At 33.7% G+C, this 22,310-nt stretch carries 22 protein-coding genes; 11 read left to right on the top strand and 11 right to left on the bottom strand.

From position 1 onward, the window contains the following. Positions 1–23 precede the first annotated feature (23 nt). A complete protein-coding gene (locus ACM55K_RS04545) occupies positions 24–575 on the bottom strand; it encodes a hypothetical protein (protein ID WP_416849067.1) in 552 nt (183 codons plus the stop codon). Between the two features lie 233 nt (positions 576–808). Here ACM55K_RS04545 and ACM55K_RS04540 point away from each other — a divergent pair, with 233 nt between their 5' ends. From ACM55K_RS04540 to ACM55K_RS04530, 3 genes are all read left to right on the top strand, one after another. Then, on the top strand, positions 809–2,188 hold the full coding sequence (locus ACM55K_RS04540) for an MATE family efflux transporter (protein WP_416849066.1): 1,380 nt from the start codon (positions 809–811) through the stop codon (positions 2,186–2,188). 81 nt (positions 2,189–2,269) lie between these two features. After that, positions 2,270–3,178 carry a prohibitin family protein gene (locus ACM55K_RS04535; RefSeq protein ID WP_416849065.1) on the top strand — a complete coding sequence of 303 codons (909 nt, stop codon included), beginning with the start codon at positions 2,270–2,272 and terminating at the stop codon, positions 3,176–3,178. Between the two features lie 69 nt (positions 3,179–3,247). Then, positions 3,248–3,478, top strand: coding sequence for a hypothetical protein (locus tag ACM55K_RS04530; protein WP_039110009.1), 231 nt, complete (start codon positions 3,248–3,250; stop codon positions 3,476–3,478). A 2-nt stretch (positions 3,479–3,480) separates the two neighbouring features. On the opposite strand, the gene meaB is transcribed toward ACM55K_RS04530, so the two are convergent. The 3 genes from meaB to ACM55K_RS04515 form a co-directional block, all read right to left on the bottom strand. Continuing rightward, on the bottom strand, positions 3,481–4,569 hold the full coding sequence (gene meaB, locus ACM55K_RS04525) for a methylmalonyl Co-A mutase-associated GTPase MeaB (protein WP_416849064.1): 1,089 nt from the start codon (positions 4,567–4,569) through the stop codon (positions 3,481–3,483). A 95-nt stretch (positions 4,570–4,664) separates the two neighbouring features. Further along, on the bottom strand, positions 4,665–5,312 hold the full coding sequence (locus ACM55K_RS04520) for an NAD(P)-dependent oxidoreductase (RefSeq protein WP_416849063.1): 648 nt from the start codon (positions 5,310–5,312) through the stop codon (positions 4,665–4,667). Positions 5,313–5,368: 56 nt separating this feature from the next. Then, positions 5,369–5,776: an Rrf2 family transcriptional regulator gene (locus tag ACM55K_RS04515; RefSeq protein ID WP_416849062.1), complete on the bottom strand. Its 408-nt coding sequence runs from the start codon at positions 5,774–5,776 to the stop codon at positions 5,369–5,371. A gap of 144 nt (positions 5,777–5,920) precedes the next feature. Between ACM55K_RS04515 and ACM55K_RS04510 the strand changes: the two genes are divergently transcribed. From ACM55K_RS04510 to ACM55K_RS04500, 3 genes are all read left to right on the top strand, one after another. Beyond that, positions 5,921–6,832: an AEC family transporter gene (locus ACM55K_RS04510; protein ID WP_416849061.1), complete on the top strand. Its 912-nt coding sequence runs from the start codon at positions 5,921–5,923 to the stop codon at positions 6,830–6,832. A 27-nt stretch (positions 6,833–6,859) separates the two neighbouring features. Continuing rightward, positions 6,860–8,086: an MFS transporter gene (locus tag ACM55K_RS04505; RefSeq protein WP_416849060.1), complete on the top strand. Its 1,227-nt coding sequence runs from the start codon at positions 6,860–6,862 to the stop codon at positions 8,084–8,086. 277 nt (positions 8,087–8,363) lie between these two features. Continuing rightward, the gene (locus tag ACM55K_RS04500) at positions 8,364–9,002 is read left to right on the top strand and encodes a peroxiredoxin (protein WP_416849059.1); all 639 of its coding nucleotides are present in this window, start codon (positions 8,364–8,366) and stop codon (positions 9,000–9,002) included. Between the two features lie 91 nt (positions 9,003–9,093). On the opposite strand, the gene ACM55K_RS04495 is transcribed toward ACM55K_RS04500, so the two are convergent. The 7 genes from ACM55K_RS04495 to ACM55K_RS04465 form a co-directional block, all read right to left on the bottom strand. Continuing rightward, positions 9,094–9,975, bottom strand: coding sequence for a DMT family transporter (locus tag ACM55K_RS04495; RefSeq protein WP_416849058.1), 882 nt, complete (start codon positions 9,973–9,975; stop codon positions 9,094–9,096). Positions 9,976–9,982: 7 nt separating this feature from the next. Beyond that, positions 9,983–10,564: a GDP-mannose pyrophosphatase NudK gene (gene nudK, locus ACM55K_RS04490; protein ID WP_416849057.1), complete on the bottom strand. Its 582-nt coding sequence runs from the start codon at positions 10,562–10,564 to the stop codon at positions 9,983–9,985. Between the two features lie 61 nt (positions 10,565–10,625). Beyond that, positions 10,626–11,897 (bottom strand): adenylosuccinate synthase, encoded by a 1,272-nt coding sequence (locus ACM55K_RS04485; RefSeq protein ID WP_416849056.1) that lies wholly within the window; start codon positions 11,895–11,897, stop codon positions 10,626–10,628. A gap of 61 nt (positions 11,898–11,958) precedes the next feature. Then, positions 11,959–12,414 carry a Fur family transcriptional regulator gene (locus ACM55K_RS04480; protein ID WP_035670620.1) on the bottom strand — a complete coding sequence of 152 codons (456 nt, stop codon included), beginning with the start codon at positions 12,412–12,414 and terminating at the stop codon, positions 11,959–11,961. 120 nt (positions 12,415–12,534) lie between these two features. Next, positions 12,535–14,757 carry a RelA/SpoT family protein gene (locus ACM55K_RS04475; protein ID WP_416849055.1) on the bottom strand — a complete coding sequence of 741 codons (2,223 nt, stop codon included), beginning with the start codon at positions 14,755–14,757 and terminating at the stop codon, positions 12,535–12,537. Between the two features lie 99 nt (positions 14,758–14,856). Beyond that, entirely contained in the window at positions 14,857–16,404 is a 1,548-nt protein-coding gene (locus tag ACM55K_RS04470) for a serine hydrolase (RefSeq protein WP_416849054.1), read from the bottom strand. Between the two features lie 40 nt (positions 16,405–16,444). After that, positions 16,445–17,230, bottom strand: a complete 786-nt coding sequence (locus ACM55K_RS04465; RefSeq protein WP_416849053.1) for a TrmH family RNA methyltransferase — start codon at positions 17,228–17,230, stop codon at positions 16,445–16,447. A 150-nt stretch (positions 17,231–17,380) separates the two neighbouring features. Between ACM55K_RS04465 and ACM55K_RS04460 the strand changes: the two genes are divergently transcribed. From ACM55K_RS04460 to ACM55K_RS04440, 5 genes are read left to right on the top strand one after another with little or no spacing between them, the layout of a single operon-like run. After that, on the top strand, positions 17,381–17,983 hold the full coding sequence (locus ACM55K_RS04460; protein WP_416849052.1) for a trimeric intracellular cation channel family protein: 603 nt from the start codon (positions 17,381–17,383) through the stop codon (positions 17,981–17,983). Between the two features lie 32 nt (positions 17,984–18,015). Continuing rightward, on the top strand, positions 18,016–18,969 hold the full coding sequence (locus ACM55K_RS04455; protein ID WP_416849051.1) for a FemAB family protein: 954 nt from the start codon (positions 18,016–18,018) through the stop codon (positions 18,967–18,969). Beyond that, on the top strand, positions 18,966–20,075 hold the full coding sequence (locus tag ACM55K_RS04450) for a DegT/DnrJ/EryC1/StrS family aminotransferase (RefSeq protein WP_416849050.1): 1,110 nt from the start codon (positions 18,966–18,968) through the stop codon (positions 20,073–20,075). The genes ACM55K_RS04455 and ACM55K_RS04450 overlap by 4 nt, the downstream gene beginning before the upstream one ends. Continuing rightward, positions 20,075–21,562, top strand: a complete 1,488-nt coding sequence (locus ACM55K_RS04445; RefSeq protein WP_416849049.1) for an oligosaccharide flippase family protein — start codon at positions 20,075–20,077, stop codon at positions 21,560–21,562. The genes ACM55K_RS04450 and ACM55K_RS04445 overlap by 1 nt, the downstream gene beginning before the upstream one ends. After that, on the top strand, positions 21,555–22,310 hold the full coding sequence (locus ACM55K_RS04440; RefSeq protein WP_416849048.1) for an acyltransferase: 756 nt from the start codon (positions 21,555–21,557) through the stop codon (positions 22,308–22,310). The genes ACM55K_RS04445 and ACM55K_RS04440 overlap by 8 nt, the downstream gene beginning before the upstream one ends.

The raw sequence follows: 22,310 nt of genomic DNA, 5'->3' as shown, positions 1-22,310 counted from the left end.
ATTTTTTTTAAAGACTATATGTTTTATAGCTCAAAACCATAAGCTAAACGAACTCCTACTTGTCCAACACCTTTTCCTATAGAACCGTTGTTGTTCACTTTTGCAAAGTCTGAATAGTGCTCGTAGTGTAATGATACATCAATGTATTTTGAAGCATAACCAATAGTAGGCGATAATAATAAAGACGTTTTGTTGTAACCATTACTTACTGCAAAAGCAGCACCAGCTTCTCCCATTACATAAAATTGGTCATTCCATACAAAAGCTTTAAAACCTGCTTTAGCTGGAATAAATCCTAAATCATTACCGTCTGCTTTACTTACAAATAAGTTACTATAACCAGTTGTCAAAGTTAAAGAGTACCTTTTTGACAAATCGTATTGAACTCTAGCATCAGCTCCTAGTGCTAATTTGTATGGATCACTAACGGAGTATCCTGCATTTACACCAAATCCTAAACGGAATCCTTGATCATAATTAGTAGCTTCTTTTGTTTCTTGTGCTTGTACATTGCTAGCAAACATCATTGCTATTGCGAATACAAATAACATTTTGATTTTTCCTGTGCTTTTCATAGTTGTAATTTTTTATTAATAATTTTTTTTGGTGCTGTCTTGATTTTTATTTGATTCAAAACAACGTTACAAATGTATAGCCCGCAATTGCTCGGAATGTTATAGAATTAATGGGTTTTGTTATAGAATTCCTCTTTATATGTAAATAATAACTAAAAGAGAGGCTTTATATTTTCAATTGTATCAATACAATTGAAACCTTCTAATTATCTTTGCCAACAAAAAAATAGAAAGTGAATTTATCTCAATATACCAAAGAGTTTTCTTATAATATAAAATTAGCTTATCCTGTAATTTTGGGAATGCTAGGCCATACATTAATAGGTATTGTGGATAATTTCATGGTAGGTAATCTTGGTTCCACTGAGTTGGCAGCTGTTTCTTTGGGTAATAGTTTTATCTTCATTGCATTATCTTTAGGAATAGGTTTTTCTACAGCTATAACCCCATTGACTGCCGAGGCTGATGCCGAAAAAGACGATAAAAAAATCCGAACTACTTTTCACCATGGATTACTGCTGTGTACGGTTCTGGGAGTAGCGTTATTCATTTTGACGGTATTGTCTAAACAAATAATGTACTTGATGCACCAACCCAAAGCAGTGGCAGATATGGCTGCGCCTTATATTGATTGGGTGGCTTTTTCTTTAATTCCGGTTATAATGTATCAAGGATACAAACAATTTGCAGACGGTTTAGCGAAAACAAAATATTCGATGTATGCTATTTTTATGGCAAATGTAGTGCATGTGTTTTTTAATTATGTGCTGATTTATGGATTTTGGATTTTTCCAAAATTAGGAATTCTAGGTGCAGCCTTAGGAACGGTAATTTCAAGAATTATGATGGTGGTTTTTATGCATTATCTTATGAAAAGAAATGAAGCTTTGAAACGTTATTTCAAGAATTTTAGTTTCAAAGAAATACGGAAATCAGTTTTGAAAAAAATTATCAATCTAGGTTTGCCTTCGGCGATGCAAATGCTGTTTGAAGTCACTTTATTTACTGCGGCGATATGGCTTTCCGGTTCTTTGGGAAAAAATAGTCAGGCAGCCAATCAAATAGCACTGACTCTTGCTTCATCAACATTCATGGTAGCCATGGGGTTGAGTGTTACCGCGATGATTAGAGTGAGTCATACCAAAGGAATGAATGATTATAAAAATTTAATAATTGTTGCCCGCTCTATTTTTTTACTAGCGATTATGCTAGAAACACTTTTCGGGATTATTTTTGTTGTTTTCCATAATTACTTGCCACATTTATTTTTGAATATGACTGATTCGGCACAAGTATTAGATAATAATGAAATAATAATTATAACAGCTAAACTGCTTTTAGTAGCAGCAGTTTTTCAAATTTCAGATGGTATTCAAGTAGTGGTTTTGGGTGCTTTAAGAGGTTTACAAGATGTGAAAATCCCTATGTATATTACGTTTGTTGCGTATTGGGTTATCGGTTTTCCAATTTCTTATTATCTAGGAAAATATACTTCTTTGCAAGCAGTAGGAATATGGATTGGGCTTTTGGCGGGATTAACAGCTGCCGCTTTATTTTTGTATATTCGCTTTACGAGATTAACAAGAAAATTAGTTTTAAAGAATCATAATTAATTATGTTCTTACAATGTAACTTCTAAATTCTTTACTCGTATAATAAGCATACAAACCAAACCTAACCAACCAAATAAAAAAATGATACTATTTATTATTCTTGGAATAATTTTATTGATTACAAGTTTTTCATTAAAAAGCAATGTAAATCCGTTTTCAAAATTTGCAAATGTTCTAAAAATTATTGGCGTTTTAGTAATTGCTTTAGGGCTTTTTTCTTCGATGTTCAAACAGATTGATGCGGGAAAAGTGGGAGTTCAATCGCTATACGGAAGTGTTCAGCCTGATGTTTTGGAAAGTGGATTGCATTTGATAAATCCATTATTGGATGTAACCGAGTTTGATATTCAAACTCAAAACTACACCATGTCAGCAGTTCATGGAGAAGGTGCTCAAGCGGGTGACGATGCGATTCGTGTTTTGTCAAATGACGGTCTGGAAGTGGTAATTGATTTGACCGTTTTATTCCGTGTTTCACCAGAATCTACACCTAAAATTTTTAAACAAATTGGTGTTGATTATTCCGATAAAATTGTTCGTCCCGTAACAAGGACCCGTATTCGTGATAACGCTGTTTATTATGATGCAGTCGCTTTATATTCTACAAAAAGAAACGAATTTCAACAACGAATTTTCAAAACAATAGAGGCTGATTTTAAAACCAGAGGATTGGTTTTAGAGCAATTGTTAATTAGAAATATTAACCTTCCTACATCAGTAAAAGCATCTATTGAAAGTAAAATCAATGCCGAACAAGATGCTCAAAAAATGACTTTTGTACTTCAAAAAGAAAAACAGGAAGCCGAACGAAAAAGAGTGGAAGCACAGGGTATTGCTGATTATCAAAGAATTATTTCTACTGGCTTATCAGATAAACAATTGCAATACGAACAAATAAAAGCACAAAAAGAACTGGCAGCTTCTCCTAATACTAAAATCATTTTTATGAATGGTAGAGGAAATGCACCAGTTATACTTTCTGATAAATAGATTTTTTAAAAGTTTATTCGGTTATTTGTTTAATCGAATGAACAAAAACAACGATTAAAACATAAAAAAATGGAATTACCAAAATTTTTACTAGGCGACAATACTGATTTTCCGGAAGATATTTTCATCATACACTTAGATTACCCAAGATTTATTATCAATTTAAAAGATGATGAGGTAGAGTTCATGGAAGAAGCGGAAGATCTTGATGAAGGTGAATTGAATGCAGAAATGGAAGGATTGATTGTTCTTGCGAATGAATTTTACGATAGGGAAATGGAGCGTTACGAGAAAGAGTAAATTTATTTTTTAAAATACTTTTCCAATAATAATTGAGCGGCTGCAAAGGGTGAAAGTTCATCATTTTGTACCGCTTTTTTTGTGGAATCTAATAATTGCTGAATTTCAGGATGATTGTAAAAATTCAATTTCAACTGTTCGTTGATGGTTTCTAACATCCAATATTGGTTTTGCTCTTTTCGCTTTTCAAAGAAATAATTGTTCTCTTTTGTCAGTTCCAGAAATTGGGCAATAGTTTTCCAAACAGCGCTAATTCCTTCGTGAGTAATTGCACTGCAAGTTGAAGTGGTAGGAATCCATCCTGATTTTTTAGCCGGAAAAAGATGTAATGCGCTATTGAACTCTACTTTTGCTAAGTTCGCTTTTCTAATGTTATCGCCATCGGCTTTGTTGATTACGATTGCATCTGCCATTTCCATAATGCCACGTTTGATACCTTGCAATTCATCGCCGGCACCGGAAATTTTTAACAGTAAAAAGAAATCTACCATGCTGTGAACAGCGGTCTCACTTTGACCAACTCCTACAGTTTCAATAATAATAGTGTCAAACCCGCAAGCTTCACAAAGCGTAATCGTTTCTCTGGTTTTTCGAGCAACACCACCCAATGTTTCTCCTGATGCAGAAGGACGAATAAAAGCATTTTCATCTTTAACCAATTCTTCCATTCGGGTTTTATCACCCAAAATACTTCCATGCGAAATAGTGCTACTGGGATCAACGGCGAGAACTGCCACTTTTTTTCCTAAACTGGTCAAGTGTTTTCCAAAAGCTTCAATAAAGGTGCTTTTTCCAACACCGGGAACACCAGTAATTCCTATTCTTACGGATTTATTGGCATGAGGTAAACAAGCATTTATAACTTCATTGGCTTTTGCCAAATGATCGCTATTCGTGCTTTCGACCAGTGTAATTGCACGACTCAGCGCCGTTATATTTCCTGCTAAAATCCCCTCAACCAATTCTTTTGGGGAAGGTTGAATTTTTCTGAATTTTTTAATGTGCGCAACAGCGATTGGACTGATAATTTCTGGGGGAGAAATTCCAGGTTTTTCGTGTAAGGCGCTAGGATGCTGTTTTTTATTCGACAAAACTTTTTATTTGAAGAGTAAAAGTAGTGAAAACAAAAACAGTTTCAAAAAGCGATTGCCTTCAGAAACTGTTTATTTAAAATTATTGTTGCTAATTAATAGGCTGCTGTAAAACGTACTTGATGGTGTTTTGGATTTTCAGCTTCATCAGCTATAACAACTGCTAAATCTTCCACTGACAAAATACTTCTTTGATTTTCGTCTAAAACTGGAGTGTCTAGTCCCAAACGGTATTTTCCGGTTCTTCCTGTAGTAATTCCTTGGTGCATTTCAAAAGCCGGACTGAAGAAAGCCCAATCCAACTCTTTTTCCTCTTTAATAATGTTCAAATAATCCCTTGCTGCTGTCGCTCCTGTATAATATTCTTTCGGAAAATCGGGGGTGTCCACCGCTTGTAAATTGGGTGCAACGAACAAACTTCCTCCGCCACCAATGGTGATAAAACGTTTCACGCCTGATTTTTTAACCGCTTCCTGAATCGCTTTCGATCCTTCAAGAAAATCGGTATATAAATTTGGATTGGTCCATCCGGCACTGAAAGCATTTATTACCACATCATTTCCGGCAATAATCGTAGACATTTCTTCAACGTTATTTATGTCTGCTTTCTCCCATTTGATAGTTGAATTTCCATCATTTTTAGGATTTCTTGCTATGGCAGTAACCTCGTGATTTCGATTTACTAATTCATTTAAAATAGCGGAACCTACAAATCCTGTGGCTCCAATAATTGCGATTTTCATAATGGTATGTATTTAAAAGTAATAAAAAATGTTACAGTTTAAGTCAAAAAAATAGTTTAAAATTTATTCGAAAAATCTTCCAATGAAATCCCGCTTAATTGCAAGCTGATTTTTTCGTTGATGTTTTCATATAAATTTTCTAAATTTTTGTTAATTTTCTTTCCTACAAGGCAATCTGGATTGGGTTTATTTTTTGAGAAACCTAAATTTACCGTGTCAAAAGTCATTTTAAAAATGGCGTCTAATGAAATACTTGATGCAGATTTCAGCAATTTCGTTCCTCCATTTTTGCCTTCTTTACTTTCTACAATATTGTTTTTCTTCAGGTTTGCTATTTCCTTTCTTACCAAAACTGGATGTAAATTCATGCTTCCCGCTATAAATTCAGAAGATAAATATTCCTCTGGAAATTTAGAAAGTAAAGTAAGGATATGGATTGTTATTGCAAATTTACCTGAAAGCATACTGTAATAAAATATATTACAAATATACAAGTAAAATTGAAATTAGCAAGTTTTTTGTTTTTTTTATATAATGAAAAATCAAAATGGTGATTTCCTCTTTTTCTAAATAAATTTAAATGGTATTTTTGCATTCAATTCTACACTATGAATAACATTATCCTAATCTTCGTTTGTCTATTTCTTGGAATCGCATTGCAAAAAGTGAAACGTTTTCCGTCCAACACCTACAAGATTTTAAATAATGTGGTTATTTATATTTGTCTTCCTGCTTTGGCCCTGTATTATATCCCTAAAATAGAGTGGGATAATAAGCTGTTGTTTCCTATTGGTGTAACATGGATTGGTTTTACAGTTTCATATTTGTTTTTTAGCTTTTTAGGAAATAGATTTGGATGGTCAAAAAAACTTACGGGTTGTTTGATTATAACTGCCGGTTTGGGAAATACTTCCTTTTTAGGCTTTCCAATTATACAAGCTTTATATGGCGAAGAAGGCTTAAAAACTGCCATTTTAGTTGATCAGCCGGGTACTTTTGTCGTGCTTTCAACATTGGGAATTCTCGTGGCCACTTTATTCTCTAGTGGAAGCCCCAATGGATTTCATATCGCCAAAAAAATACTGTTCTTTCCTCCATTTATTACTTTTCTGTTGGCTTGTTTAATGAATGTATTCGATTTTGATTTCCACGAATATATACAGCTTGGTTTGCAAAAAGTAAGTAGTGTAATGACTCCATTGGCCATGCTTTCCGTTGGGTTGCAATTGCGATTTGATAGAAAAAGTAAACATTGGAAATTCTTGGGATTGGGACTTTTGTACAAATTAATATTGACTCCGACTTTAATCTATTTATTGTATGTCGTAATTTTAGACCAAAATTCAAAAACGATTCAGGTATCCATCATGGAAGCGGCTATGGCTCCAATGATTACAGCAAGTATTTTGGCTACTTCCCATGGTTTAAAACCCAGATTGAGTAGTATGATGATTGGTTTTGGAATACCATTGTCATTCGTAACACTAGTGTTTTGGTATTTCGTGGCACAGTTTATTTAATTTTTAGATCCTTTTTATTAGTAGAATATGAATATTTCCTCAGCAACAGCGTCACAAACCATCAACGCCCCAATCGTTCAAAAAACAGTATATTCGGTTTTATTTTCAATAGCTTTTGCTCATTTGTTAAATGATTTAATGCAATCAGTTATTCCATCGACCTATCCAATATTAAAAGAGAATTTTAATCTTAGTTTCACTCAAATTGGATTGATAACATTCGTTTTCCAACTTACAGCTTCTATTCTGCAGCCTTTTATAGGTTTTTATACGGATAAATATCCTAAACCATATTCTTTAGTAATTGCGATGTTATTTACTATTACCGGATTGGGATTTTTATCAATTTCGACTTCTTTTTGGATGTTGTTGGTATCAGTTGCATTTGTAGGAATTGGGTCATCTATATTTCATCCGGAAGCATCTCGTGTTGCTTATTTAGGGTCAGGAGGAAAGCGAGGTTTGGCACAATCTATTTTCCAATTGGGTGGAAATTCAGGAAGTGCAATTGGTCCTTTATTAGTAGCACTGGTGGTTGCTCCTTTTGGACAATCGAATATAATATGGTTTGTAATAGTGGGAATTTTGGGAATCATTATTTTGTCCCAAATCGCGCTGTGGTATCAAAATCACTTAAATCTTCGAGCTGCAAAAAAAATAGTCACTGAAGAGGATGCTGTCCCATTGTCCAAAAGAAAAATTAATATAGCATTAGCAGTTTTATTGTTGTTGATATTTTCCAAGTTTTTCTATATGGCGAGTATGTCAAGCTATTTTACTTTTTATCTCATGCATAAATTTGGGTTAACAATACAAGAATCTCAGTTTCATTTGTTTCTGTTTTTAGCTTCGGTAGCGGCAGGAACATTAATAGGCGGTCCGTTAGGTGATCGTTTTGGAAGAAAATATATCATTTGGATTTCGATACTTGGAGCTGCGCCATTCACTTTATTATTGCCTTATGCTGATTTATTTTGGACAGGAGTATTGTCGGTTATCATTGGAATTGTTATCGCTTCGGCGTTTTCAGCAATTTTAGTTTTTGCACAAGAATTAATGCCAGGAAAAGTGGGAATGATTTCGGGACTGTTTTTCGGTTTTGCCTTTGGTATGGGAGGTTTAGGTTCGGCAATTTTGGGTTACGTTGCAGATCAAACCAGTATTGAATACGTTTATAAATTAAGTTCTTTTCTACCGCTGATTGGGGTTTTTACTTATTTTTTGCCTAATATGAAAAAGAATATTCCTTCTTAAACTATTTGTTTTTTGGAGCTTTTTCCCGCTATCCGTTACAATCTTTATAGCAGTAAACCTTCTAGGATTTACTGCTATAAAGGATTTTCACTTTTATCGAGGCTAGTGATTTCGGTCCCAATAAATATTTTTTGGGTACCCAAATGTTTATTGTAATGTAGAATAACCATCAGCTTCATCTTGTTAATTTTTTATTACAATTTTAAGATTTGTTTTAATTTTTGTTAGCCTTAATTCAATAACTTAGACTGTTAATAATCACAAAAAAGAAATTATTATGGCAACACTACGATTAGGCGATATTGCTCCAGATTTTGAAGCAGAAACTACACAAGGAAAGATAAAATTTCATGAATGGTTAGGAGATTCTTGGGGCGTGTTATTTTCGCATCCTGCTGACTTTACCCCAGTTTGTACCACTGAATTAGGGACTGTGGCTAATTATTATCCTGAATTTGTAAAGAGAAATGTAAAAGTAATCGCATTGAGCGTTGACGGATTAGATTCTCATTTGGAATGGATTAATGATATCAATGAAACGCAAAATACAACGGTTAACTTTCCAATTATTGCTGACGAAGACAAACATATAGCACAATTGTATGATATGATTCATCCTAATGCCAATGAAAATTTTACAGTTCGTTCGGTTTTTATAATTGGACCTGACAAGAAAATAAAATTAACCTTGACTTATCCAGCCTCAACCGGAAGAAATTTTGATGAATTACTTCGTGTAATTGATAGTTTACAGTTGACAGCACATTATAGCGTTGCAACACCGGCAAACTGGAAAGATGGAGAAAAAGTGGTTATTTCAACAGCTGTTAAAGATGAAGATATTGCCGCTAAATTTCCAAAAGGATATGAAAGAGTGAAACCATATTTAAGAATGACTCCGCAACCCAATAAGTAATTATTTTCTCGGACAAGACTTTAGCATAAAAAAAGTGCAATGAAAATAGGTTCATTGCACTTTTTGTTTTTATAAAAGAGACTAAAAATAGTTATTTCCTATTGGTTATCAATAAACCGGTAATAATGATTCCCATGCTTATAATTTGAGTGATTACAATAGCCTGACCCAGAAAAAAATACGCTAAAATTCCACTGAACACCGGAATTAAATAATAGATTAATGCTGTTTTTGAGGTGCCTATCAGCCGAATCGCTTCGTTCCACAAATAATAGGAAACCAGTGAAGCAAAAATGCCGACATAAGTGGTTGCCAATACTGTTTTAGTATCAAAAAATACTTTTTTATAATATAAATGTTCCCAAACATAAAATGGGAGAAGGAAAATTGTGCCAATAACAAAGACACTAAATAAAAATACTTTTGGGGTTAACTCATCTGGTTTTTGTCGAACTAGTATCGTATAATAGGCAAAAAAGAAGCAGGCCACAAGCATCAACAAATCCCCAATTGTAAAGTTGATATGCAGTAAAGCATCTAGAGATCCTTTGGTAATAAGAACAAGAACACCTGTGATTATGGTTGCAATTCCGACTATTTTCGTGTTGGACACTTTCTCTTTAAAAATAATTCTGGAGAGTACCACAATAAACAACGGAATCGAAATAGCTATTAAAGATAAATTGACAGCGCTTGTTGTTTTTCCTGCAAAGTAAATTAGTGTATTAAAAATAGTGATGCCTAATACCGCTGTACCCATGAGATACCGAATGTGTTTCTTTATAACGGTAAAACTTTCAATGGTACTTTTAATTGCAAATGGGGCCAAAACAATACAAGCGATTGTCCATCGCCAAAAAGCCAGTCCAATAGGAGGAATATGCCCTTTAATTCCACTGGCGATTACCATATTTACGGACCAAAGTAGAGTGGCTAATAAAGCGAAAAACGCTCCTTTAGTTTGATTGCTCATCGTTAAATTAAACGAGATTTTTTATTTTTGCGTATTGTAACAACATGATTGTCTTGGCATCTTTTATTTCTCCAGATTCAATCATAGCGTAAGCTTCGTCATAGGTCATTTCTAAGACATCAATATTTTCCTCTTCATGTTCGACTCCACCACCGTCACTTACTTTCATGGATTCATCGTATTCTCCAACGAACAAATATAAAATTTCAGTTACTGCTCCTGGAGACATATATGTTTCCATTATTTTGTCAACTTTAGTAATGCGGTATCCTGTTTCTTCTTCGGTTTCTCGAATGATGCATTGCTCCGGATGGTCTTCGTCCAAAAGTCCTGCGCAAACCTCAATCATCATTCCTGTTTCATTTCCGTTAAGGTAACTTGGCAAGCGGAACTGTCGGGTTAGAATAACAGTTTTTTGTTGGGTGTTGTATAGTAAAATGGCAGCACCGTTTCCTCGATCATAAACTTCTCTTTTTTGGGTAATCCAAGAGTCGTCTTTTTTTTGATAATCAAAAGTTACTTTGTTTAAAATGTACCAATTGTCAGAAAGTAATTCGGTTTTTTGTATTTTAATAGCTGGGTTTTTCATTCGTTGGGATTGGTTTATGAACTAAAAAAAACGCTCTGAATTTTCAGAGCGTTAAGTAATATTATTTTAGAATAGTTTGCTTTCTATCTGGTCCAACAGAGACAATCTTGATAGGAACTTCAACTTCTTTTTCTATGAATTCAATGTATTCTTTCAATTCGATCGGTAATTCATCATAGGTTGTCATACCAGTCAAATCAGCTTGCCATCCTTTGAAATCTTGATAAACTGGAGTTACATTTTCCGGCTCGATGTTATAAGGAAAGTGAGAGATATTTTTTCCTTTATAATTATATTCAGTACATACTTTTAAAGTTTCAAATCCTGAAAGTACATCCCCTTTCATCATCATCAGTTGTGTTACACCATTAATTTGAACGGCATATTTAAGTGCCACTAAATCCAACCATCCACAACGTCTTTGTCTTCCTGTAACCGATCCAAATTCATTTCCTACACGTGCCATAGTTGCACCATCTTCGTCAAAAAGTTCAGTTGGGAATGGTCCACTTCCTACTCGTGTTACGTACGCTTTGAAAATTCCGTAGACTTCTTTTATTTTGTTTGGAGCAATTCCTAAACCAGTACAGGCACCAGCAGCAGTTGTATTAGATGAAGTTACAAATGGATAAGTTCCAAAATCAACATCTAATAATGAACCTTGAGCTCCTTCACATAATATTGATTTACCCGCTTTTTGAGCTTGGTGTAAATATTCTTCACTATCAATAAAGTCTAGCTTTTTTATTTCTTCGATTGCTTCAAAAAATTCTTTTTCTAATTCTTCTAAGTTGTATTGAATAGCAACATCGTAGAATTCAATCATGGCTTCATGCTTGTCAGCCAAAGCTCTGTAACGATCTGCAAAATCTTCTAATTCAATATCTCCTACACGAAGACCGTTTCTTCCGGTTTTGTCCATATAAGTTGGGCCAATTCCTTTTAATGTAGAACCAATTTTTGCTTTCCCTTTAGATGCCTCAGAAGCTGCGTCTAATAAACGGTGTGTTGGCAAAATTAAATGTGCTTTTCTTGAAATAATTAATTTGCTTTTGATGTCTAAATTAAATTTCTCAAGACCTTCAATTTCTTTTTGAAAAACTACAGGATCTATTACAACTCCATTTCCAATAATGTTTATGGCAGTTTTATGAAAAATACCAGAAGGAATAGTTCTAAGAACATGTTTTATTCCGTCAAATTCCAAAGTGTGTCCTGCATTTGGTCCACCTTGAAAACGAGCGATAATGTCATAATTTGAAGTAAGAACATCAACAATTTTTCCTTTTCCTTCATCTCCCCATTGTAATCCTAGTAATAAATCTGCGGTCATTCTATGTGTTTTATTTGTAGTTAGTTTTTATATTCAAAAGACAACTAGTAAGCTGTCTGTACTATTTTTGTTTTTTTATTCCGTATAAATACAAGGAATGATTGGTAATTTCAATGTCAAATATTTCCTCGATTGTCTTTTTAATACTTTGAATTCTTGGATCACAAAACTCAATTACTTCGCCAGTATCGGTCATAATGATATGATCGTGCTGTTTGTCAAAGTACGATTTTTCGTAGTGCGCCTGATTTTGTCCAAATTGATGTTTACGAACCAAAGCACAATCCAATAACAATTCAATAGTATTGTAAAGTGTTGCTCTACTGACACGATAGTTTTTATTTTTCATTTTAATATAAAGATTCTCTACATCAAAATGTTCTTCGCTATCGTATATTTCCTGAAGGATAGCATAACGTTCAGGAGTTTTGCGATGCCCTTTTTTTTCAAGATACATTGTAAAAACATTTTTTACAATTTCTTGGTTTTTTGTGTTATCTGTGGAAATGAGTGTCATATGTGGGCAAAGATAAATTTTTTAGTTTAAAGTTTAAAGTTTCAGCTTTGTTTAGTTTCAAGTTTTTTTAGTTTTTAGCTGAGAAGCGGGTAACCTGAAACAAAAAATTTCGGAACTTTTCTACGTTTTATATACTCTTGTTACCTTGTCAATTCCGTCAATTTTTTTGATGTTGTTGATCATTTTTTTCAAAATAGTATTGTTTTGAACAATTACAGTCACTTGACCATGAAAAATTCCTGCATCTGTACTCAAAGAAATACTTTGAATATTAACATGCATATTGTTTGAAATTACCTTTGTTAACTGGTTCGTAAGTCCTAAAACATCCATTCCCGTTATGTTTATTATAGCTTTGAATTCTTCTTGTGATGAGTCAATCCATTTGGCTGTCATAATTCTGTAAGCATAATTAGATTGCATTCCAATGGCATTCGGACAATCTTTTTTATGCACTTTTATTCCTTCATTGATGGTTACAAATCCAAATACATCATCACCCGGAATTGGGTTGCAACACGGAGATAATTTGTAATCCAGTTTGTCATGTTCCTTTCCAAAAACGAGCAAATCATAATTACTGCTTATTATTGGCTTATGAATATCTTCATCGGCTGTACTACTTGCGGAACGTTTTATTTTATTTTTGAAGAAATTAATAAAAGTATTGCTTTTTTGAGCCGCATAATCTTTGAGTTGCTGATTCTCTATGGCGCCGATTCCGACTCTATAAAATAAATCTAAACTTGTTTTTAATTTGAAAAAGTTGACTAACTCGTTAACAACGGATTCATTTAAAGTTATTTTTAAATGTTTTAATTTTCGAGTAAGCAGTTCTTTTCCTTCTTCCCCAATTTTCTTGGTATTTTCGTTTAGAACGTTTTTAATTTTCGTTTTGGCTCTCGAAGTGGTTACATAGTCTAACCAGTTAGAAGTTGGTTTTTGATGTTGTGAGGTGATAACTTCAATTTGATCCCCACTTTTTAATTCGAAATTCAAAGGAACTAATTTGCCATTGACACGGGTTCCTCGGGTACGAATTCCTATTTCTGAGTGAATGCTGAAAGCAAAATCGAGTGAAGTGGCTCCTTTTGGCAAAGATTTTATTTCACCTTTTGGAGTAAATACAAAGATTTCTTTAGAATATAAATTCATTTTAAAATCTTCCACAAAATCTACTGCATTTGTTTCAGAACTTTCTAAAGCTTCTTTTAATAAATTCAGCCATGCATCGAGTTCATTTTCTTCAGTAGCTCCATTTTTATATTTGTAATGTGCTGCATACCCTTTTTCGGCGATTTCATCCATACGTTCACTTCGTACCTGAACTTCTACCCAGCGGCCTTTTGGTCCCATAACGGTAATGTGTAGGGCTTCATAACCAGTAGATTTAGGCGAAGAAATCCAATCGCGTAAACGACTGGGACTCGGTCTGTAATAATCGGTTACTATGGAATAGATTTTCCAAGCAAGAAATTTTTCTTCGTGTGGAGTTGATTTGTATACAATACGAAGAGCAAACTTATCATAAACTTCATCGAAGCTTACATTTTGCGCTTTCATTTTTCTGCGAATGGAGTAGATTGATTTTGGACGACCTTTTATGATATAATCAATTCCTTCGGCATCCAATGCTGTTTTTAGCACATCAGAAATGTCTTTTATGTAGGCATCCTGTTCTTCTTTGGTCTCTTTTATTTTGCTTACAATTTCATTGTAAATAGCTGGTTCTGTATATTTTAACCCTAAATCTTCGAGTTTTGTTTTAATGTTGTATAAACCCAATCGATGAGCAAGTGGTGCATATATGTATAAAGTTTCTGACGCAATTTTGGTTTGTTTGTCTTCTTGCATCGAATCCATTGTTTGCATATTGTGCAAACGATCGGCTAATTTTATAAGAATTACTCGTACATCATCATTGAGCGTCAAAATCATTTTACGGAAGTTCTCCGCTTGTATTGATGCATTTAGATCCTTTTGTACCATTGAAATTTTTGTCAATCCTTCAACTAGTTGTGCTACTTTAGGATTAAATAATCGTTCAATATCTTGCACTGTCATTAGCGTGTCTTCGACTACATCGTGCAATAATGCAGCAGCAATAGACGTGGCACCCAAACCTATTTCGGAAGCAACAATTTTTGCAACAGCAATGGGATGGAAAATATAGGCTTCGCCTGATTTTCTTCGTTGATCTTTATGGGCATCTACGGCAACGTCAAAAGCTTTTCGGATCAGTTTTTTATCTTCATCACTTAAGGTTTGATAACTTATGCGGAGCAACTCTTTGTATTCTTGAGCAATTGCTTTATTTTCTTTTTCTGTATCTATTTCTATCATAACGGCATGGTTCAATTCCTAAAAATAGAAATTAGTTAGGAGATATGCAAGTAAAAAAGGGTTTGGAATATAAAATCCAAAATTGAATTACTAAGATTATTATTGTACTCTTTTGAAATCCAAATCCTGAAAATCATAACTGAAATCAGTTAATTCAGAAATTGGCTTCATTTTTATAGTCACTGCTTTTCCGGTTGCGTCACATTCAAAAAACAAATGCGCATCAGCATTAAAATAGGCATTATTCCATTTTACCACAAAATTGTTTTCTTTGTAGAAAAAAACTTCTCCTGAAAGTTGAGGAGAGCGTTTTGCAGCAAAATATAATTTTCCTTTTCTTTCTGAAAGTACTACTTCACCAAACCAATTGTCTTTATATGTTCCAATGAAACTTTTGAAATCAATTTTAATTTTCTCCTTTTTATTTTTTGATACACTTGCCCAAACATCATCGGATACTTTATCAGCAGAGGCTTTATTTTCTTTTAAAGTAGTGCTGTATTTCGTCACGTAATCTTCTGATTGTATCCCCAAATAACTGTCTTTTACAGTATTGGTAATCGCTGAAAATGCAGCGCCAGATTGTTGATTTGTCAATACCACAATACCTAAATTCAGTTCTGGAATAAGGGTAACTTGAGTTACAATTCCTCGCAATCCTCCCGTGTGGGCCGCTTGTTTGTAACCTTTAATATCAGTTAAATACCAACCCAAACCATAAGAACTAAAATGGGTGTTGTAAGGGGGTTTTGTGGTTGCCGGAATTATGGTTTGAGGAGTCCACATTTCGGTATGTTCTTTTTCGGAGAATAATTGTTGGTTTGCGGTGTCGTATTTTCCATTGTTCAATTGCATAATCATCCATTTGCTCATGTCGCTTACACTGGAGTAAATCCCTCCAGCCGCATCCGATACTTGATCTTTGCGTCTCGAAATCACTTTCAGTTTTCCGTCAATTGGGACGTGAGGAGCAATAATATTACTGGTGTCTTTTAATCGTACAAATGATGCTGCACTATAATCCATTCCCAATGGTTTCATAATGCGTTCTTCCACAAAATCACACCAGCTTTTTCCGCTTGCCATGTGAATCACCTCTCCAGCAACTATGTATAACAAATTATCGTAATCAAATTTTGTTCTAAAAGCAGAAACAGGTTTTAAGTACTGCAAATTCTGAATAATGTCTTGCTTTGTAAAATCACTTCCGCTAGGCAATCTCATTAAATCGCCTGCTCCACGACCAAGTCCGCTTCTATGAGTCAGTAAATCACGAATGGTAAATTCTCTGGTTACATACTCATTATACATCTTGAATTCGGGAAGATATCGAGTTACTTTATCGTCCCATTTTAGCTTTTTTTCATCAACTAACATTGCCAAAGCGGCTGTTGTAAACGCTTTGCTGTTTGAAGCTATTGCAAAAAGGGTATTTGCATCGACCTTTTCGTTTGTCAAAATTGATTTTACTCCATATCCTTTGGCATGAATTATCTTTCCGTCTTTTACTATAGCAACTGCAATCCCGGGAACGTTAAATGTTTTTAACGAACGTTCCACTAATTCATCGACTTGAGAAGAACTGATTTGTGCGAAAGAAAATGTAGTTGCGATTAACGTTATTGCAACGAATAATTTATTTTTCATATTATTTATATTTTCTTTTTTTAAATCTGAAACCTGCAATCTAAAACCCTCTTTGTCTTTTGGCTTCAAAAATCAAGATGGCTGCGGCAACTGAAACATTCATGGAATCTATTTCGCCTTGCATTGGAATTATAATATTTTGTGTGGCTTCTTTTCGCCATTCTTCTGTCAATCCTGTGGCTTCCGTACCCACAACCAAAGCGGTAGGCGTAGTGTAATCTTGTGTATGATAGGCCGTCGAATTTTGCAAAGTAGCACAATAAAAATTGATTTTTCTTTCTTTCAAAAATGCAATAATTTCTGATGTTGTTCCGGTTGCAATTTGGTTGGTGAATAAACAACCTACGCTGGAACGCACAATATTTGGATTGTATAAATCGCTTTTTGGGTTGGCAATAATCACGGCATCCAGATTGGCAGCATCGGCAGTTCGTAATAAAGCACCAATATTGCCTGGTTTTTCGGGAGCTTCGGCAACAAGAATCAATGGGTTTTCAGATAGTTTTAAATCGGATAATTGCAACGATTTGGTTTTGGCCACAGCCAAAATACCTTCGGTGGTATCACGGTAAGCGAGTTTTTGATAGACTTCCTTGTTGATTTCTATCAGTTCCGCATTCTTAGATAATTGACGAGCTTCGGCTTCTGAACAAATTTCAGGTAAAAACAATAGAGTTTCCATTTCGTAACCGCCTTTTATGGCAATCGAAATTTCACGTTTTCCTTCAATTAAGAATGTTCCGGATTGTTTGCGTGCTTTTGCTTTTTCCTGCAATAACACTAAAGATTTTATGAATGGATTTTGTACGGAAGAAATTTGTTTCAATGGAAAAGTCGCTTGGTTACTAAGGTGCTAAGTTACTACCTTTTTTTAAATTCTAAAATCCAATAACTGCTCTATTAGAAAACACCGTTATTGCAGTTATTAAGGAGTATTTTCTTTAAATTTGTAAAAATCCTAAATCCTAAATTATTAGTGTTTCATATATTAGATATTATCGGTACGATGGCTTTTGCCATGTCAGGTGCATTGACTGCAATGAATAAAAAGCTGGATCCTTTTGGCGTTTTTATCATTGCTTTTGTAACTGCTGTGGGTGGAGGAACGTTGCGGGACATCATGATTGGCAGAACACCGGTGGGATGGATGCTGGACTTGGAGTATGTATATGTAATAATCATGGGATTTGTTTTAGCCATCATTTTTAGAAAAAAATTCGACCGGTTACGAACTTCTTTATTTTTATTTGACACGATTGGATTAGGGGTTTTTACATTAATTGGTCTTGAAAAAGGAATAAATATTGGACTTCATCCTGTTATATGTATTGCATTAGGAACCATGACGGCCTGTTTTGGAGGTGTGATTCGCGATATTTTATGTACTGAAATCCCAGTTATTTTCAGAAAAGAAATTTATGCTACGATTTGTATTTTAGGTGGAATTGTTTTTTTTCTCCTTCGAAAATTGAATTTGGATAATGATGTTTTATACTTAACCACTTCTTTAGTTATCATTTCAGTTCGCTTGATGGCCGTGAAATACAAATGGTATTTGCCTACTTTAGAACATAAATAAAAAATGCTTAATTTCACGAAGTCTAAAACCAAATGGTGAAAAATTATTCCGTTAAACAATATCAGGAAAGTGATTATGAAAATTGGAATGCCTTTATCGGTCAAGCCAAAAATGCTACTTTCTTATTTCATCGTGATTTTATGGAATATCATAAGGATCGATTTCAGGATTTCTCGTTGATGATTTTTGAGAACGAAAAACTAGTAGCTGTTCTGCCAGCAAATAAAGTTGGAGCAATAGTTTATTCACATCAAGGATTGACTTATGGCGGATTAGTTTATTCCCCTAAAATAAATGGAGAAAAAGTAGAACATATTTTGGATTCTCTTTTGTCTTTTTTTAAAGGAAATGGGATACAATCTTTTTATTTAAAACCAATTCCTTTATTCTATTCTTCAAAAGGCAACGCTGAAATGGATTTTTTCATGCTTAAAAAAGGAGCGTTTTTGGATAAAAAAGAAATGAATTTAGGCATCTATTTAGCAATGCCTTTGACGATTTCAAAAAGTAAATTAAAGCATTTCAGGAAAATTGAAGAACTCGATTTAGAACTGGTGGAAGAATATCAATTTGAACCATTTTGGGAATTGGTTTTAGCGCCAAGACTATTGGAGAAATATGATGCCAAACCCGTACATACGCTACAAGAAATAACAGAACTAAAAGAAAATTTCCCTAATAATATCAAACAATTTTCAGTATATTATGAGGGTGTTATTATTGCAGGCATTACACTATTCGAAACTGAAACTGTTGTAAAATCGCAATACGGAGCCACAACTAAAAAAGGGGAGGGGTTGCGCGCATTGGATTTTTTATTTATCAATTTAATACAAAAATACAAGAGAGAAGGAAAGCTTTTTTTTGATATGGGTATCGTTAATGATGACAATGAAAAAGGGTATCACGCAGGACTTTTGAAACAAAAAGAAGAATTAGGTTGCTCTGTTTATAGTCAGGATTTTTATAAAATGAATCTTATATGATACCATTTCTCGATTTAAAAAAAATAAACGAGCCTTATGAAACCGCTTTTCAAGAAAAATTGAAAACAGTTTTAGCCAATGGTTGGTATATTTTAGGGAATGAAGTCAAAGAGTTTGAAACCAATTTTGCCAAGTATTGCGGAACTGACTATTGCATCGGGACAGGAAATGGTTTTGACGCTTTAGTTTTGATTTTTAAAGCCTATATACAATTAGGGAAATTACAAAAAGGCGATGAAGTTATTGTTCCAGCAAATACTTATATTGCCAGTATTCTAGCTATTTTACAAGCAGATTTAATTCCTGTTTTGGTCGAGCCGAGGCTAGAAACCTACAACATCAATCCAGATTTAATTTCAGAAAAAATTACTTCGAAAACAAAAGCAATTTTAGTGGTTCATCTTTACGGACAACTGGCTGAAATGGATACGATAAATGAAATTGCTGTTGCAAATGATTTACTGGTTATTGAAGATGCGGCTCAGGCTCATGGTGCAATCAGAAATCAATCAGAAATCAATCAGAAATCAAGCGTAGCGTATAGTTTTTATCCCGGAAAAAATTTAGGTTCATTGGGCGATGGCGGTGCTGTTACCACAAATGATTCGGAATTGGCCAAAACCATTCAGTCGCTTAGAAATTATGGCTCGGAAACGAAATATTACAATGATTATATCGGCGTAAATTCAAGACTGGACGAATTACAAGCCGCTTTCCTAAATGTAAAATTACCCAATTTAGACACTGAAAATGAAAAGCGAAGAGTAATTGCCAAACGCTATTTATCTGAAATTAATAATGATAAAATAATTCTTCCAACAGTGTCATCGCGAGGAACGAAGCAATCTAATCATGTTTTTCATTTGTTTGTTATTCGAACACCAAACAGACTTGATTTACAGGAATATTTACATCAAAATGGAATAGAAACGTTTATCCATTATCCAATTCCACCACACAATCAAAAGGCTTTGTCATTTTTGAACCATTTGTCTTTTCCGATTACCCAAAAAATTCATGACGAAGTATTGAGTTTGCCTATAGGTCCTGTTTTGACAATGGATGAAGTGGATTTCATTATTTCAATTTTAAACAAGTATCAATAGTGCCTGATAGTAAAGCAGCATATCATCAAATTATTAAAACCACTTCGCTTTTTGGCGGAGTACAATTTTTCACTATTCTTATTTCTATAATTCGTACCAAATTAATTGCTATTTTCATTGGTTCGGCAGGAATGGGAATTGTTACTTTATTGAATTCAGCTATAAATGTTATAGGGGGTATTACGAGTTTAGGAATTGAAACTAGTGGGATTAAACATGTTTCGAGCAATTATAAAAATGATGATTTAAGTAGTATAGCGACTATTGTAGCAATAGTAAAAAGGCTTGCATTATTAACGGGAATTTTAGGATGTCTTGTTACTATTTGTCTTTCAAGTTGGTTGAGTCAGTTAACTTTTGGGAATTCAAATCATGCATTTTCGTTTGTTCTTATTTCGATTACGCTGTTGTTTAGACAATTAATGATCGGGGAATTTGTGGTTTTACAAGGTTTAAGGAGAATGAGACTTTTGGCGAAAGCCAATTTTTACGGAAATTTGTTTGGATTGCTGTTTTCAATTCCATTGTATTATTACTACCGGATTGACGCTATTGCCCCTACAATTATTATCGCTTCACTTTCGTCATTGCTGTTTTCTTTTTTTTATTCGAAAAAGATAGAATTGAATAAAATTGTCATTTCGAATAAACAATTGACCAGTGAAGGGAAAAGCATCATTAAACTGGGAATTCTTTTGACATTAAGTGGTCTGTTTACTTTGCTTTCAACCTATTTAATCCAAATTTATGTTGGAAAACAAGGAGGTTTAGAACAAGTAGGATTTTATAACGCTGGTTTTACGTTGTTGAATTCTTATGTTGGAATAATTTTTACGGCAATGAGTACCGATTATTTTCCAAGATTAGCTTCAATAAGTGATGAAAACGAAAAAGTCAGAATAAGTGTGGTTCAGCAATCTTTCATCTCAATATTGATTATAACACCTATAATTATCCTGTTTTTAACACTAATTCCGCTCATTGTAAAAATTATTTATACGCCAAAATTCATTTCGATTATTCCAATGGCTTGTTTCGGGATATTAGCCATGTTATTCAGAGCAGTTTCCTGGTCAATGGGGTATATTTTGATTGCCAAAGGAGATTCAAAAATGTTTATCAAAACGGCTTTTGGTTTTAACCTTATTTCGTTAATTTTAAATGTTTTAGGATATCATTTTTATGGATTAGAAGGACTTGGAATTAGTTTTTTTGTCTTTTATTTGATTCATTTTTTTGGATTAAAAATAATTACTAAAAAAAGATATGGCTTTTATTTTGACTCCGATTTTTATAATATTTATGGTATTTGCTTTTTGATGTGCTTGGCTACTTTTTTATTTCGATATATTCCAAATCCGATTATAAAATATAGTTTAATGTCAGCAATGGTGTTGCTTTCAATAGTTTTTGTATTGTTTCAAATGAATAAAAAAATGGAACTGAAAAGTTTGTTTAATGCTATAATTAAAAAGCACAATGATTGAAGTTTTAAAAAATAATTATAGAAAAGCAAAATCAGGTTATAAAAAACTGCAATTGTACTATGCTGTAAATTGGACTAAAACGCTCTATTTTAATTTCAAAAAATTTCCTTTCAGTACTGCCAAAAAACTACCTGTATTTTTTTATGGAACGGTAAAATTTGCCTCAATAGCCGGTAAAATAGAAATTGAAGGGAAAATTAAAAAAGGAATGATTGGTTTTGGACAGCCTTATGAACTGAATACGCTCCACAAGGGAATTGCCGAAATTAACATTTTGGGAAAAATAGTATTCAAAGGACATGTTCAATTTGGTAAAGATTATTTTATCTACATCGGTGAGAATGGTTATTGTGAATTTGGTCACATGTCATCTTTGGGATCTTATGCTAAATTAGTGTGTATTGAAAGTATTGTGTTAGGTAGTTATGCTCGTTTTGGTTCCGAATGTCAAATTATTGACACTAATTTTCATCCCATGATGAATACGATTACGGAAGAAAAATTTAAAATGACAGCGCCAATCGTGATTGGAAATTATAATTACGTAGCAAGTAGAGTTTCTATCATGCAGAACACTAAAACTCCGGATTACTGTACCGTTGCCTCCAATAGTTTGTGTAATACCGATTATACTTCTTTTGGATCCGCTATTTTAATTGGCGGTATTCCCGCAAAATTTATAAAAGATTCTATTTCCCGAGATTGGGAGGGGGAAAAAGATTCGTTAGATGATTATTTAATTGTCTAG

Origin of the sequence: Flavobacterium arabinosi, assembly GCF_048158725.1 — a bacterium.
Lineage (GTDB): Bacteria > Bacteroidota > Bacteroidia > Flavobacteriales > Flavobacteriaceae > Flavobacterium > Flavobacterium arabinosi.
Note: the sequence above shows the minus strand (reverse complement) of the source record. Positions and strands in the feature narration are given on the sequence as shown.

What these genes read in the sequence shown, in the direction of transcription:
- ACM55K_RS04515 (WP_416849062.1), bottom strand. Translation starts at nt 5,776, where the DNA reads ATGCTTTCAGGTAAATTTGCAATAACAATCCATATCCTTACTTTACTT.
- ACM55K_RS04480 (WP_035670620.1), bottom strand. Translation starts at nt 12,414, where the DNA reads ATGACACTCATTTCCACAGATAACACAAAAAACCAAGAAATTGTAAAA.
- ACM55K_RS04455 (WP_416849051.1), top strand. Translation starts at nt 18,016, where the DNA reads ATGGTGAAAAATTATTCCGTTAAACAATATCAGGAAAGTGATTATGAA.
- ACM55K_RS04545 (WP_416849067.1), bottom strand. Translation starts at nt 575, where the DNA reads ATGAAAAGCACAGGAAAAATCAAAATGTTATTTGTATTCGCAATAGCA.
- nudK (WP_416849057.1), bottom strand. Translation starts at nt 10,564, where the DNA reads ATGAAAAACCCAGCTATTAAAATACAAAAAACCGAATTACTTTCTGAC.
- ACM55K_RS04500 (WP_416849059.1), top strand. Translation starts at nt 8,364, where the DNA reads ATGGCAACACTACGATTAGGCGATATTGCTCCAGATTTTGAAGCAGAA.
- ACM55K_RS04535 (WP_416849065.1), top strand. Translation starts at nt 2,270, where the DNA reads ATGATACTATTTATTATTCTTGGAATAATTTTATTGATTACAAGTTTT.
- ACM55K_RS04470 (WP_416849054.1), bottom strand. Translation starts at nt 16,404, where the DNA reads ATGAAAAATAAATTATTCGTTGCAATAACGTTAATCGCAACTACATTT.
- ACM55K_RS04495 (WP_416849058.1), bottom strand. Translation starts at nt 9,975, where the DNA reads ATGAGCAATCAAACTAAAGGAGCGTTTTTCGCTTTATTAGCCACTCTA.
- ACM55K_RS04530 (WP_039110009.1), top strand. Translation starts at nt 3,248, where the DNA reads ATGGAATTACCAAAATTTTTACTAGGCGACAATACTGATTTTCCGGAA.
- ACM55K_RS04520 (WP_416849063.1), bottom strand. Translation starts at nt 5,312, where the DNA reads ATGAAAATCGCAATTATTGGAGCCACAGGATTTGTAGGTTCCGCTATT.
- ACM55K_RS04510 (WP_416849061.1), top strand. Translation starts at nt 5,921, where the DNA reads ATGAATAACATTATCCTAATCTTCGTTTGTCTATTTCTTGGAATCGCA.
- ACM55K_RS04450 (WP_416849050.1), top strand. Translation starts at nt 18,966, where the DNA reads ATGATACCATTTCTCGATTTAAAAAAAATAAACGAGCCTTATGAAACC.
- ACM55K_RS04505 (WP_416849060.1), top strand. Translation starts at nt 6,860, where the DNA reads ATGAATATTTCCTCAGCAACAGCGTCACAAACCATCAACGCCCCAATC.
- ACM55K_RS04485 (WP_416849056.1), bottom strand. Translation starts at nt 11,897, where the DNA reads ATGACCGCAGATTTATTACTAGGATTACAATGGGGAGATGAAGGAAAA.
- ACM55K_RS04440 (WP_416849048.1), top strand. Translation starts at nt 21,555, where the DNA reads ATGATTGAAGTTTTAAAAAATAATTATAGAAAAGCAAAATCAGGTTAT.
- ACM55K_RS04475 (WP_416849055.1), bottom strand. Translation starts at nt 14,757, where the DNA reads ATGATAGAAATAGATACAGAAAAAGAAAATAAAGCAATTGCTCAAGAA.